This is a genomic window from Brucella pituitosa (assembly GCF_965577835.1).
Taxonomy (GTDB): Bacteria; Pseudomonadota; Alphaproteobacteria; order Rhizobiales; family Rhizobiaceae; genus Brucella; species Brucella pituitosa.
Genome location: NZ_OZ264092.1, coordinates 139,480 through 152,660 on the forward strand (window position 1 = coordinate 139,480; position 13,181 = coordinate 152,660).

Here is a 13,181-nt window from a genome sequence, read left to right on the forward strand (position 1 = left end):
AAGCTCCGCGTTTACATTATCTAACTAAAATATACGATTGATAATAAACGAAACTTCGTTTCCAAACATTCTTCCCTTTAGAGAAGAATGGCGCGAGTGACGGGGCTCGAACCCGCGACCTCCGGCGTGACAGGCCGGCACTCTAACCAACTGAGCTACACCCGCGCATTGTTCTGATGTTTTTCAATCAGGAACGCTGCTCATGTATTCGGGAAGTGGAGCAGCGTCAATCGTTTCTATGCGTAAGACCATAAAAAAATTCGGATAATTCTAATTTAGACCCGCATTTGTGGAAAACGTCTGAAATCCGCTCCCTCTGAAGGGGGATAAATGTCCATTCGGGCGGGATTTTAGTCGAAAGCGGCACCCTAAAGTGCGTGCCGCTCGCAATGAGATTCGCTGTTACTTGATGGATTCGCCGGTCTTGGGATCGATTTTGATTTCGACCTTCGCACCATTTTTCATGAAATATTCGATTTCATAGTAGCCGCGATCATTCCAATCGACTTCATCGATATATTGCACATCGGCAGTCTGTTCGATCTTGGCAATAATTTCAGAGAGCTTTGCACCCTCTGGAGCGGCGGCGAAAGCGCCAGCGGAGGTTGCCGTAAGAATAATGGCTGCGAGCATAGTGCGCATGAAGAACTCCCTTTGATTGTTACAACCCTCTAGGTAAGGCTACAAAACTGCTAATCAAGGTCGCGCTACGCTGGCTCTCTTATTGCCACGAGCCAAAGTGTGTCTGCAAAAAGCAGCCAAACACGAGGAAGGCCAATATGGCCAGGGCGATCAAGAGTATTTTCATTTTCTGATCATCCGCATTGTTCAGATCACATACAAGAAAACTGTATGTGATCTGAACCTGTCAGATTGACCGGTTTGAGTGAATGATTTCGATCAACGGTTACGATTATCGACCGAAAATGCGCCTGCCCCGGTCGCTACGAGTGTCAGGAATACGAAGCAGAAGAGAATGGCGGCATCGCCACCATTGGCGACAGGGAAGAAGCTCTTCGGGAAGTGCGCCATGAAATAGGCAAAGGCCATATGGCCTGAAAGAATGAAGGCGACGGGACGAGTGAACCAGCCCAGGAAAATCAACGCGCCACCGACGATTTCAAGCAAGGCCGATGCGAGCTGAATCGCAGACAGGCTGTCGGGGCCCGCGATTGGAAAGCCGAACGCCTTTTGCGTACCGTGCTCAAAATAGAGCAGTGCGGTCACAATACGCAGGATGCCAATGGCATAGGGTTGATATTTATTGAGCGAGCTTGGTTCTGCCATCAGTTTCTCCAAATATGAGTTTTAAATTCAACAAACTCATGAAGCCAGAAATGCGGAAAAATGCAAGCAGTTGCTAATTTATATTCTACGCAAACCTATCTAGTCGATTTTTCAAATTTGACGTTTGAAACAGCATTTATGTCAGTCGGGATTCAAGCGTCAAATTCAATCCACTAGCGACAGCGCGATTGCCCGAGTTTCACCTCAAACTGACGCGGCCCGACCACTCCATTTTTCATGGGCTTGGAGACAATAGTAGCTCTGAGAGAACACGGCCCGGCAATGATCTGATACTGGTCCTCTTTTTGATAGATCACTTTGCTTATCGGATGTTGCGGAAGCGCGGTTGCAGCCGCTTCAATGACAGCGGTAAGTTCTTTCGCGCGTTGATAGTTTGGGGCAAGTGCTGCTTGTGAACTGGTCGTGACGAGAAGCAGGGAGAGGGTGCCGAGAGCCAATTTCAGTCGCGCCATAGTGTTTTCCGTCCGTAACAGCCCAAATGTAAATGGAGCGGGTAGCGGGAATCGAACCCGCGCATTCAGCTTGGGAAGCTAGCAGGCTACCATTACATCATACCCGCCCGGTATTGATCCATCCTAGCAAGAGACACGGTAGCACGCCAGTGTTGTTAAAAGTATCAACATGCTCATCGCAATTTTATTGTCATCCGATCCAATCATTAATGGACGTAAGAAGATTTCATTGCCGTTCCCATTGATATCCGTAAATCCGTCGCCATTTGCGGTACTCAATATTTCAAATCGGAATGTCCAACAGGTACCTATGGCCACATCTTCCAAGCGCCGAGCATTGCTGATCGTCAATCCAAAAGCCCGCAACGGCAAAGGGTTTAATGCCGACATGCGCGGCATACTCGAGCGCGGCGGCATTTCTCTTATTGAGAAGACGGCGAAGGGCGATGAAACCATTTCTGATGTTATTCGTGCCAACAGCGAAGTGGATTTAGCTATTGTCGGGGGCGGCGACGGTACATTGAATGCAGCCGCACCGGGCCTCGTTGAAACGAAGGTGCCGCTGGCTATCCTGCCGCTTGGCACCGCGAATGACTTTGCTCGTACAATTGGCATTCCCGCCGATCCTACAGAAGCGACGCGACAGCTGCTCACATATAAACAGCATCCCATCGATCTAGGTGAAGTGAACGGCCACCTCTATTTCAATGTGGCCAGTATCGGTTTTAGTGCGGAACTCGCACAGAAACTCAGCGCAGAAGCCAAGAAGAAGTGGGGTAAACTAGGCTACGCCATTGCGGCAGGCCGTATTCTGATGCGTTCGGAGTTGTTCACAGCCTATCTCGAACATGACGGGATTACGGAACAGATAAAGACGCTTCAAGTTTCGGTCGGAAATGGCAAGTTTTACGGCGGAGGCATGGCTGTCGAAAAAGATGCAGCCATAGATGATGGCAAGCTCGACTTTTACAGCCTCGAAGTCGATCATTGGTGGAAATTGTTGCGCCTGCTGCCCAGCCTGCGTCAAGGGACGCAGTCGAAATGGGATGATGTGCGCGCATTTCCGACAACAGAAGTTATCATTCGCACCAAAAAAACGAGGCCGGTGAACACTGACGGTGAGCTATCAACCTGGACGCCAGCCCACTTTCGCCTGCATCGCGAAGTGGTCAATGCTTACAGGCCATCCTCATTCTGATTAAAACATAAAAAATGGCCCGCTCGATAAAGAGCGGGCCTAATTCATGACGTTAGGTGACTGGCTCGGAGGTCATAAGAGCCGTAGATGAAACGGCTGAGACGTCTAATCGTTCCATCATCAGAAGAAAAAGTACCAGATAAACAGAACAACGATGAATGGTACGCCGAGAAGCCAAAGAATTAGTGCACGGAACATATTGTCTCTCCTTCATGTTGTAATTTCAACGATCTGGCAGAAAATTGGTTCCCATAGTGATTATGTTTGCAACGGCTTCGGCTCGACTCATTTCAGGGGATTCGCAAAAACTTTAATGATCCGTCAATAATTCAGTGACATCACTTATTTCTAAAAGATACGATCGGCCTTACGGTCATAGTTAGTGTATTGCGGGCGTGTGGCGTATGAGTTCAAACGGGTGGCGAAACCGTGCTAAAAGTGCAGAGCTATCGATGATGCGTGAAAAGCGCGGATCGACTGCGATGTTGACATTCATGGCGCTGGCCGTGGTTTTGGCGGGTTGTGCAAGCGCTCCGCAGCCGAAATCGAAGAAAAAGCACCCCAAAGAATATTTCGCGGAATCCAAATATGGCGTCAAAGCCAGCCCGCGCGTAACCAACCTTCAAGGCAAACCTCTGCCGCGTGGCGGTGGACGTAATCAGGTTGGAAAGCCTTATCAGGTCAAAGGCCGCTGGTATTACCCGAAGGAAAACAAGAATTACGCCTCAACGGGGCGCGCCTCCTGGTATGGCAGCGCTTTCCATGGGCGTCTGACCGCCAATGGCGAAATCTATGACATGACGCATCTGACGGCGGCGCATCCAACGATGCCGCTGCCGAGTTACGCGCGTGTCACCAACACGTACAATGGCAGTTCCATTATCGTTCGTGTGAATGATCGCGGGCCATTCGAGCGTGATCGCGTTATCGATCTATCGCAAAAGGCTGCTGAGTTGCTGGATTATCAGCATCATGGCACTGCTGATGTGAAGGTCGAATATGTCGGACGCGCGCCACTTGATGGCCAGGACGACGAGTATCTTATGGCATCCTACCGTCCGGGCAATGGTGATCCAATTGGGCAGCCGGCCACGGGTGTGATGATGGCTATGAACGCGCCAACGCCGACACCAGCCGGGATTGCGGCAATGCCGGTTCCACAGTCATCGCCGTTTGAGGTCAATCCGGCTTATGGTGATGGCGAGATACCTTTGCTGCCTGCAAATGTTCCGGTTCCTTCACAGCGACCAGCGGGCAGCTTCGGTGTCGCCACTGCGGCTCATATTGGTGGGCTTGGCTATGCGTCCGACCGCTTGGCAGCGTCCGCCTTTGCAGAAGAACGCACTTATGGCAGCATCCTGACTGCAAGCGCGGTTTCGAACGCATGGAAGCGCAGAAATGCGGAAGAACAGCGTGAATATGTTGAGATCGGTGTGTTCAATTCGCTGGAAGATGTGGCGAAGCTTGAAAAATCTCTGCCGCGCTCTGCGCGTGTGACTCGCACAAAAATACCGACGGAGCAGGGCGATATTTACGAGCTGACGGCTTTTGCTGAAAAAGGCAACAATGACGATTTGCTTCGTGCCGCATGGAATGCTGGAGCGACCGACGCTTTTGTCGTTCGCCCTGACTAATTTTGGCCGGAAAAGCTGCGTAGGCTCGTCGGAAGTTTAAAGCATTTGAGCCAAAAGCGTGAAGCGGTTTTGCATAGGAAAATGCTTAAAAACAAATAGATAGAGCGGTTCCAACGATTCAGTCTTAACTGGAATCGCTCTAAGCGGACGGGTGAGGCATGGGGCGTTTTTCAAACAGCGTAAAGCTTGCGGCAGCAGTTTCCGTTGCGCTTTCAATGACCGCGCCGGGCTATGCAGAGACTGTGCAGGCTGCATTCGCTACCAAGGCACCCCAAGTACTGTTGCTGGACGATAAGAGTGGCACCATTCTTCTGTCAAAAAATCCGGGCATGAAGGTGCCGCCCGCATCGCTTGCCAAACTGATGACGGCCGAAGTTGTCTTTGAAGCGCTTGAAAAAGGCCAGATAACGCTCGAAACCAGCTATCCCGTTTCTGAATATGCGTGGCGCACCGGCGGTGCGCCTTCAGGCACTTCAACGATGTTTGCCCGGATAAAATCGACTCTGACAGTAGCTGATTTGTTGCAAGGTATGATTGTACAGGCTGCCAACGATGGTGCAATCATTCTCGCGGAGGGGCTCTCAGGCAGTGAAGCGGCCTTTGCGCAAAAGATGAACGAGCGTGCAAAAGAGCTGGGACTCACCGGCTCAAACTTTGTGAACTCAACCGGATTGCCCGCGGCAGGACAAACGGTAACGCTATCCGACCTCATAAAGCTCGCACGTCATATTCATAGCGCTCATCCCGAACGTTACACCTATTACGCCCAACCGGCATTTACCTGGAACAATATCATGCAGCGCAATCGCAACCCGCTTTTGCGGCTCGACATTGGCGCTGATGGTTTGGGAACAGGCTACACCGAAGCGTCTGGCTATGCTCTGGTGGGCTCGGCTGAGCAGAATGGTCGCAGACTGTTTCTTGCAATGAGCGGTTTGACCAGTATCAGGGAGCGTGAGGAAGAAGCGAAAAATCTCATTCAATGGGGTATGACTTCATTCGATACTGTCAGTATTTATGCGGCTAATGAAAAGGTCAGCGCTGCGCAGGTCTTTGGTGGATCAGCATCCAGCGTCCCGCTGAAAGTCAAAGATGGTGTCCAGTTGCTGCTTCCCAAGGAAGGGCGCGACAAGCTCAAAGCACGTATTTTCTACGAGGGGCCGTTAAACGCGCCTATCGAGGCCGATACACAAGTCGGGATGCTGCAGTTTGAACTGAACGGCAATGTGGTTCAGCAAATACCGCTTTACACGGCGCAAGCGGTGCCTGTTGGCAGTCTCTCACAGCGAGCAATGGGGGCAGCACTTGAACTCTCCACGGGCTGGCTGAGGAAATATTTGTAAACTCTCGACCTAGCTCGCAAACGCCGTTAAACAGTTTGAAAGCCTAAACAGGCATGAACTCAATTTTGCGGAAGTCAGTGTGACCGGATTGTTCATTACATTCGAGGGTGGGGAAGGCGCGGGTAAATCGACCCAGATCGCCTTGCTGGCAGAGCATCTGCGCACTCTTGGCTTTGATCCGCTGATCACGCGCGAACCCGGTGGTTCCGCAGGTGCTGAAGCTGTGCGACATGTGATTCTAAGCGGCAATGCTGAAAGCTACGGTCCTGCCATGGAGGCACTGCTCTTCGCTGCGGCTCGTGCCGATCACGTGGATCAGCTAATCCGACCCGCATTATCCGAGGGTCGTGTTGTGCTTTGCGACCGTTTTATCGATTCAAGCCGTGCCTATCAGGGCGTGACCGGAAATCTGGATGCTACTTATATGGCAGCCATCGAGCGTATTGCTATCGACGGCGCAATGCCCGACCTGACAATCATTCTTGATATTCCTGCTGAAAAAGGTCTCTCACGCGCAGTCAAGCGTCGCGGCGCTGATGTGGCCGATCGTTTCGAGAAAGAAGCGATTGCCGTGCATGAAGCGCGTCGTCAGGCGTTTCTTGCAATCGCGAAAGACGAGCCCGATCGCTGCAAGGTGGTCGATGCTGATCGATCTCAGGATGTGATATCAGCAGATATTGTTGGCATTGCAGACGAGATTTTGAAGAAAAAGGGACTTCTGTGATCGAAGAACTTGATGTCCCAAAAGCCCATGATTCCATTGAAGGCGTGGCCGAGCCGTCCGCCTGCGATTATCTGACAGGTCACGGCGAAATAGCAGCTTTCCTGGCACAGGCCTATCGTGAAGGCCGTATGCATCATGCACTGCTTTTTGAGGGAGAGCAGGGTATCGGCAAGGCAACATTGGCCTTTCATCTGGCAGGCCATATGCTGGGCCATGCAGATCAGGCGCTTGCCCCTGAAACTATCGGCGTGCCTGATTTCAGCAAGCCGCTCTGGCGACAGATCGCGGGTGGTATGCATCCTGCCGTGCTGCATATTAACCGGCCCTTCGATCAGAAAACAGGCAAGTTCAAAACCGGCATTCCTGTCGAGGAAATTCGCCGCGTCACCCATTTCTTGACCCGCACCGCATCGGATGGCGCATGGCGTATTGTCATTGTCGATCCAGCCGACGACATGAACCGCAACGCAGCCAATGCGCTTCTCAAAACTCTGGAAGAGCCACCGGCACGCGCGATGTTTATTCTTATTTCGCATTCGTCGGGACGGCTTCTGCCAACCATCCGTTCGCGCTGCCAGAGCATCCAGTTTAAGCCGCTCGAAGATGATGCGCTGACCGATGCGCTTGCATATATTGGACCGAGTGTCGGGCTTGATGCGGGTAACATCACTCAATCACTTCTGGCCCGCTCAGAAGGCAGCGTTCGCAAGGCGTTGCTTCTCGTAGCCCATGGCGGTTTGGAGATATCGGATACTGTCGATGCAATCTTGCAAGGACAGACTTTTGATCTTCCAAAGGCTCAAACACTCTCAGGCGTTCTGAACGGCCGGGAGGCCGAAGTCCAATATGAACTGTTCCGCGATTATCTTATGAGCCGGATCGCGGACGAGGCTCGACGCTATGCAGATTCGGGCCGGTTGCCGGATGCCGATCAATGGTCGCGCTACTGGAGTGAACTGACGCGCGAAATTTCGAACGCCGAGACCTATAATCTCGACCGGAAACAGGCTGTTATGATCCTTTTAGAAAAAACGCATCGCGCTTTTCGATCTGGCATGCCTCCGCTTACGTGACATGGTGCTTCACTTGCGTTATGTCACCGCTAACGTTTTTTAAACATCACACTTGAAGAAGCCGGATTTCTGATGAGCCGCGAAAAATTCTATATCACCACCGCAATCGCTTACCCAAATGGCAAGCCGCATATCGGTCATGCTTATGAATTGATTGCGACTGATGCCATGGCGCGTTTCCAGCGTCTGGATGGCAAGGATGTTCACTTCCTGACCGGCTCGGACGAACACGGCATCAAGATGTTGCAGAGCGCACGCAAGGAAGGCATCACGCCGCGTGAACTCGCAGATCGCAACACAGCTGCTTTCCAGCGCATGGGCGAGTTTCTGAACAGCTCGCACGATGATTATATCCGCACCTCGGAAGAGCGCCATTATAAGGCCAGTCAGGCAATCTGGCAGGCAATGTCGGCCAATGGCGATATTTATAAGGGCGGTTATGCGGGCTGGTATTCGGTGCGCGATGAAGCCTATTACGGCGAGGAAGAAACTGAAGTGCGTGGCGACAATGTTCGCTACGGTCCACAGGGCACACCTGTTGAATGGGTTGAAGAAGAAAGCTATTTCTTCCGTCTGTCCAATTATCAGGACAAGCTACTTGAACTCTATGAAAACAATCCCGGCTTCATCATGCCTGCGGAGCGTCGCAATGAGATTGTGAGCTTCGTAAAGTCTGGCCTGAAGGATCTGTCGATTTCGCGCACGACATTCGACTGGGGCATTCCTGTTCCCGGCGATGAAAAGCACGTCATGTATGTCTGGGTCGATGCTCTGACCAACTATATCACGGCGCTCGGCTATCCGGACACGACGAACGACAAGTGGGCTTACTGGCCAGCAGATGCACATATCATCGGCAAGGATATTTCGCGTTTCCACGCGGTCTACTGGCCAGCATTCCTGATGTCGGCGGGCGTTCCGCTGCCAAAGCGCGTATTTGCACATGGCTTCCTGTTCAATCGCGGTGAAAAAATGTCGAAGTCGCTCGGCAATGTCATCGATCCGTTTGAACTGGTCGAGCGCTACGGTCTTGACCAGCTGCGTTACTTCCTGATGCGTGAAGTGCCGTTTGGTCAGGATGGCAGCTACAGCCACGATGCAATCGTCAACCGCACCAATGCCGATCTTGCCAACGATCTTGGCAACCTCGCACAGCGTTCGCTATCGATGATTGCAAAGAACTGCGAAGGCAAAGTTCCGGTTCCGGGTGCATTCTCTGATGCCGACAAGGCCATTCTAGATCAGGCTGATGCAGCATTGGAAACCGCGCGTAAGGCGGTCGGCGATCAGGCATTGCACATCGCGCTTGGCGGCATTTTTGCGGTTGTTGCGGAAGCAAACCGCTACTTTGCCGGGCAGGAGCCTTGGGCACTGCGCAAGACTGACATGGAACGCATGGGCACGGTGCTTTATGTGACGGCTGAAGTGATCCGCCGCGTCGGCATCATGGTTCAGCCTTTCATTCCGCAGTCGGCAGAAAAGCTGCTCGATACTCTGGCAATTCCGGCAGATCAGCGTCAGTTCTCTGATGTAAGCGCGCATCCGCTTGTCGGTGGTGCAGAACTGCCAGCGCCGCAGCCGGTTTTCCCGCGCTATGTGGAACCAGAAGAACAGAACTGAGCCTATTATGCTTGTCGATAGTCATTGCCATCTCGACTTTGCGGATTTCGAGCCAGAGCGCGACGCTGTTGTACAACGCGCGCTTGATGCCGGCATCAAGCGCATGGTCACGATTTCAACGCGTGTGCGCAAGTTCGATACGATCCTCGCACTCACCGAGAAATACGAAAGCGTCTATTGTTCGGTTGGCACCCATCCGAACAATGCGCATGAAGAACTCGATGTGACCGCCGACGATCTCGTGAAGCTGGCAGAGCATCCGAAAGTTGTCGCCATAGGCGAGGCGGGGCTTGATTATCATTATGATTATGCGCCACAGGAAGCCCAGCGTCAGGGCTTTCTCGTGCATATCGAGGCTGCACGTCGCACGCAGTTGCCGCTTGTGATCCATGCACGCAGTGCGGATCAGGATATGGCCGATATTCTGGAAGCTGAGACGGCGAAAGGTGCATTCCCCTTCATCCTGCATTGCTTCTCATCAGGCAAAGCACTGGCTGAAAAGGGCGTAGAGCTTGGTGGTTATGTGTCGCTCTCAGGCATTCTGACCTTCAAGAACTCGGCTGATATTCGCGAAGTAGCTCAGATTGTTCCGCGTGACCGTTTGCTGGTTGAGACTGATGCGCCCTATCTCGCGCCCATGCCGCACCGTGGTCAGCGCAATGAGCCGTCCTTCGTGCAGCATACAGCAGCTGTGCTTGCAGAAACAATTGGTGTGAGCAAAGATGAAATCGCTGACATTACCAGCGAAAATGTCTTCCGACTTTTCTCCAAAATGCCAAAGCCGGTTGAGGGATAGTCATCGTGGGTTCTCCTCGCAATTGCCTGCGTTTTACGATTTTGGGATGCGGTTCATCCCCGGGAACGCCGCGCATCAATGGCGATTGGGGCAATTGCGATCCGAAAAACCCCAAAAACAAGCGCGGTCGTGCTTCGTTGCTTGTCGAACGTTTCGACGCAGAGGGAAAGAGCACAGTTGTTGTGATCGACACAGGCCCCGATTTCCGCGCTCAAATGATCGATGCCGATGTGCGCTCGCTTGATGCTGCCGTTTACACGCATCCTCATGCCGATCATATTCACGGCATTGATGATCTGAGAACCTATGTCGTGGAAAACCGTCGGCTGATGGATGTATACGCCAACCGCCTGACGCGGAACCGTCTGTTTGAAGCTTTCGGTTATTGTTTCGAGACGCCAGCGGGATCGAGCTATCCGCCGATCCTGTCGATGCATGATATCATGGCTGAAACGGCATTCTCGATCACCGGTGCTGGCGGGCCCATCCGCTTTGAGCCATTTAATCAGGTTCATGGTGATATTGAATCGCTTGGTTTCCTTATCGGCAATGTCGCTTACTGCACAGATGTCAGCGCTTTCCCCGATGAAAGCCTGAAATATATCCGCCGGGCAGATGTGCTGATTATCGATGCTCTGCAATATCGGCCGCATCCAAGTCACTTTTCACTGGAACAGGCGCTGGAGTGGATCGAGTTTTTCGGACCGAAGCGCGCGATACTAACCCACATGCACATACCGCTCGATTACGAAACAGTCATGCGTGAAACACCTGATCACGTAGAGCCCGGCTATGACGGGTTGCGCTTTGAAGTTTCCATCTGAAAAAAGCCCGCTGCGGTATTCGCAGCGGGCTTTTCTTTTTGAGCTGTAGTTGTTGATCAGGCAGCTGAACCCTTGACGGGGAACGGCATGACATTGCTGCTTTCGTCCTTAGCCTTCTCAGACTTGTCTTCAAGCTGCAATCCACCTGCGCGAAGCAGGTCGGAGAAGCGGCCACCGCGAGCAGCCAGTTCATCGAAGCTGCCACGCTCGACTAGATGGCCCTTGTCCATGAACAGAACAATATCGGCAGAGCGTACAGTCGACAGACGGTGCGCAATGATGAAGGTCGTTCGGTTCTGGCTCAGATCATCGACAGCCTGCTTGACCTTTTCTTCGGTCTCTACGTCGAGCGCACTGGTCGCCTCATCGAGCACGAGGATCGGTGAATCCTTGAGGATAGCGCGTGCAATTGCCAGACGCTGACGTTCACCACCCGAAAGCTGCGAACCACGCTCACCGACGACCGTGTCGTAACCATTGCCCTTGGCGAGAATGAAGTCGTGTGCAGCGGCGGCTTTTGCGGCGGCATGGACCATTTCGTTGGTCGCGTTTTCATTGCCGACGCGGATATTCTCTTCGACCGAACGGTTAAACAAACCCGCATCCTGGAAGACGGTTGCGATCGCGTGGCGCAACGATCGACGGCTGATAGTCCGTGTATCGGTGCCATCGATCAGAATACGACCGGCAGCAGGATCGAACACGCGTTGAAGAATGTTGATCAGCGTTGTCTTGCCAGCGCCTGTTGGGCCGACAATAGCCACAGTCTGGCCAGGCTTCACTTCGAATGACACGTCATAGACGCCCTGACCCGAATTCGGGAACTCAAAGGTTACGTTGTCAAAAACAATGTCGCCCTTGACGTTTTCAAGATCGGTTGCGCCCTGTGGTTCCTGACGGTCAGCAGTCGCATCTTCCATCTCGAAGAATTCTTCAAGCTTGGCGCGTGCCGTTACAGTCTGGTTGATGAACGCGCTGATCTGGTCAAGACGACCGATCATAAGCTGTGCGAAGCCGATAAAGGCAATCACGTCACCGACGCGCATCTGGCCCTTGGTCACGAAGTACGCACCGAGCAGCAGCACGATAACCATCGAGAAGGTCGAAGCCATGCGGTTAAGGCCGCTGGCAAGCGCCCACCAGTTAAGAACAGGGAACTGAACGTTTTCAAGGTTCTTGGCATAATCACGCAGCGCCTGCGTTTCAGAAGCAATGCGATTATAGCTCTGCACAACAGACACGTTGCTGATCGTATCGCTCACATGCTCGAACAGCTTGTGGTGATGCTTTTCAACAGCGGTCTGACCGTCTTTGGTCTTGCGCATGACGAGCTGGCCAATCATCACATAGATGATGCCGAGCACGATTAGCACCGTGGACATACGCATATCCATGCTCATAGCGACCGGAATAAGCGCAACCAGTGCCACGACTGTGGTCAGGTGTTGTCGCATGAATTCAAGCCAGAGCGTGAAAAGGGAGTCGGTGGCACGGATCAGTGTGTGCAGCGCGTTCGAAGTACCGCGCTTCTGATGCCAGGAAAGCGGCATGGTAATGATGCGCTCATAAGAGTCGATCATTACACCGAGACGGCGACGATGGGCGAGGCGGTCAGCCCCACGCGCAACGAAGACTGCGGCAATGATATTAAACGCACCAAGTGCAGCCCACATGGCGAGCTGCGTAACGATATCTCCCTTGTCCGAGATAGCCTGGATAACCCGACCGAAAAGGATCGGTTCGGCCAGCATGACAAGGGCAACCAATACGCTTGCAATACACATAGTTATCGTTGCAGCCTTTTCAGCCGCAAGATATTCCATGGCACGCCAGTAGATTTTGAGCAATGACACCTTCGCACTCCCGCTCGTTCTATTTCACAGAACTAAATGGTGCAGTCCTGTTGTTCTATCAATATGAAATGAAGGCAAGAAGTGGCGAATGCGTGTTAAGATTGACCATAAATTAAAAATGCATGTAACCGAGCGTGAAGATTCATAGCCGCATTCCTATTCTTTGTGGATGGTTCACGCTTTAGCAAAACAGCGGCAGATTGTTGTTTTCCCCAATTTAGCCTAGCAATCCGCCCTTGGCGCGTCTATTGACTGATTTAAAGCGCATCTCGAAAGACGAAACGGGCTCTCGGATATAAGACGCACAAAAAAGACAGGCACGCAGGCTCGTGCCCAAAAAGTATTGATCGGGTTTT

General features: G+C 52.3%; 12 protein-coding genes and 2 tRNA genes. 8 read left to right on the plus strand and 6 right to left on the minus strand.

From position 1 onward, the window contains the following. Positions 1–88 precede the first annotated feature (88 nt). The 5 genes from ACSME1_RS00685 to ACSME1_RS00705 all read right to left on the minus strand — a co-directional run bounded on the left by ACSME1_RS00685 (position 89) and on the right by ACSME1_RS00705 (position 1,867). Positions 89–165: transfer RNA gene (locus ACSME1_RS00685), tRNA-Asp, on the minus strand. A gap of 237 nt (positions 166–402) precedes the next feature. Next, positions 403–642, minus strand: coding sequence for a PepSY domain-containing protein (locus ACSME1_RS00690; RefSeq protein ID WP_024898746.1), 240 nt, complete (start codon positions 640–642; stop codon positions 403–405). A gap of 258 nt (positions 643–900) precedes the next feature. Then, positions 901–1,287: a DoxX family protein gene (locus ACSME1_RS00695; RefSeq protein ID WP_024898745.1), complete on the minus strand. Its 387-nt coding sequence runs from the start codon at positions 1,285–1,287 to the stop codon at positions 901–903. A 173-nt stretch (positions 1,288–1,460) separates the two neighbouring features. After that, positions 1,461–1,760, minus strand: coding sequence for a hypothetical protein (locus ACSME1_RS00700; RefSeq protein ID WP_024898744.1), 300 nt, complete (start codon positions 1,758–1,760; stop codon positions 1,461–1,463). Between the two features lie 33 nt (positions 1,761–1,793). After that, positions 1,794–1,867 (minus strand) — tRNA-Gly (locus tag ACSME1_RS00705). A 203-nt stretch (positions 1,868–2,070) separates the two neighbouring features. On the opposite strand from ACSME1_RS00705, the gene ACSME1_RS00710 reads away from it, so the two are divergent. The 8 genes from ACSME1_RS00710 (at position 2,071) to ACSME1_RS00745 (ending at position 10,972) form a co-directional block, all read left to right on the plus strand. Further along, positions 2,071–2,958, plus strand: coding sequence for a lipid kinase (locus ACSME1_RS00710; RefSeq protein ID WP_435654929.1), 888 nt, complete (start codon positions 2,071–2,073; stop codon positions 2,956–2,958). A 452-nt stretch (positions 2,959–3,410) separates the two neighbouring features. Next, positions 3,411–4,592, plus strand: a complete 1,182-nt coding sequence (locus ACSME1_RS00715) for a septal ring lytic transglycosylase RlpA family protein (protein WP_024898742.1) — start codon at positions 3,411–3,413, stop codon at positions 4,590–4,592. A 215-nt stretch (positions 4,593–4,807) separates the two neighbouring features. Then, positions 4,808–5,935: a D-alanyl-D-alanine carboxypeptidase family protein gene (locus ACSME1_RS00720; protein ID WP_432206024.1), complete on the plus strand. Its 1,128-nt coding sequence runs from the start codon at positions 4,808–4,810 to the stop codon at positions 5,933–5,935. 79 nt (positions 5,936–6,014) lie between these two features. Beyond that, positions 6,015–6,659, plus strand: a complete 645-nt coding sequence (gene tmk / locus ACSME1_RS00725; protein WP_024898740.1) for a dTMP kinase — start codon at positions 6,015–6,017, stop codon at positions 6,657–6,659. Continuing rightward, positions 6,656–7,732 carry a DNA polymerase III subunit delta' gene (locus ACSME1_RS00730; protein ID WP_105705963.1) on the plus strand — a complete coding sequence of 359 codons (1,077 nt, stop codon included), beginning with the start codon at positions 6,656–6,658 and terminating at the stop codon, positions 7,730–7,732. Before tmk ends, ACSME1_RS00730 begins: the two co-directional genes overlap by 4 nt. Positions 7,733–7,804: 72 nt before the next feature. Then, positions 7,805–9,352, plus strand: coding sequence for a methionine--tRNA ligase (gene metG, locus ACSME1_RS00735; protein WP_024898738.1), 1,548 nt, complete (start codon positions 7,805–7,807; stop codon positions 9,350–9,352). 7 nt (positions 9,353–9,359) lie between these two features. Next, positions 9,360–10,148: a TatD family hydrolase gene (locus ACSME1_RS00740; protein WP_024898737.1), complete on the plus strand. Its 789-nt coding sequence runs from the start codon at positions 9,360–9,362 to the stop codon at positions 10,146–10,148. A gap of 5 nt (positions 10,149–10,153) precedes the next feature. Further along, a complete protein-coding gene (locus ACSME1_RS00745) occupies positions 10,154–10,972 on the plus strand; it encodes an MBL fold metallo-hydrolase (RefSeq protein ID WP_024898736.1) in 819 nt (272 codons plus the stop codon). Positions 10,973–11,028: 56 nt separating this feature from the next. Here the strand turns inward: ACSME1_RS00745 and ACSME1_RS00750 are convergent, their stop codons facing one another. After that, positions 11,029–12,825 (minus strand): glucan ABC transporter ATP-binding protein/ permease, encoded by a 1,797-nt coding sequence (locus ACSME1_RS00750; RefSeq protein WP_024898735.1) that lies wholly within the window; start codon positions 12,823–12,825, stop codon positions 11,029–11,031. Between the last annotated feature and the right edge of the window lie 356 nt (positions 12,826–13,181).

Coding starts and splice junctions, on each gene's coding strand:
- ACSME1_RS00710 (WP_435654929.1), top strand. CDS start 2,071: ATGGCCACATCTTCCAAGCGCCGAGCATTGCTGATCGTCAATCCAAAA.
- ACSME1_RS00695 (WP_024898745.1), bottom strand. CDS start 1,287: ATGGCAGAACCAAGCTCGCTCAATAAATATCAACCCTATGCCATTGGC.
- ACSME1_RS00715 (WP_024898742.1), top strand. CDS start 3,411: ATGATGCGTGAAAAGCGCGGATCGACTGCGATGTTGACATTCATGGCG.
- ACSME1_RS00740 (WP_024898737.1), top strand. CDS start 9,360: ATGCTTGTCGATAGTCATTGCCATCTCGACTTTGCGGATTTCGAGCCA.
- ACSME1_RS00700 (WP_024898744.1), bottom strand. CDS start 1,760: ATGGCGCGACTGAAATTGGCTCTCGGCACCCTCTCCCTGCTTCTCGTC.
- ACSME1_RS00720 (WP_432206024.1), top strand. CDS start 4,808: ATGACCGCGCCGGGCTATGCAGAGACTGTGCAGGCTGCATTCGCTACC.
- metG (WP_024898738.1), top strand. CDS start 7,805: ATGAGCCGCGAAAAATTCTATATCACCACCGCAATCGCTTACCCAAAT.
- ACSME1_RS00690 (WP_024898746.1), bottom strand. CDS start 642: ATGCGCACTATGCTCGCAGCCATTATTCTTACGGCAACCTCCGCTGGC.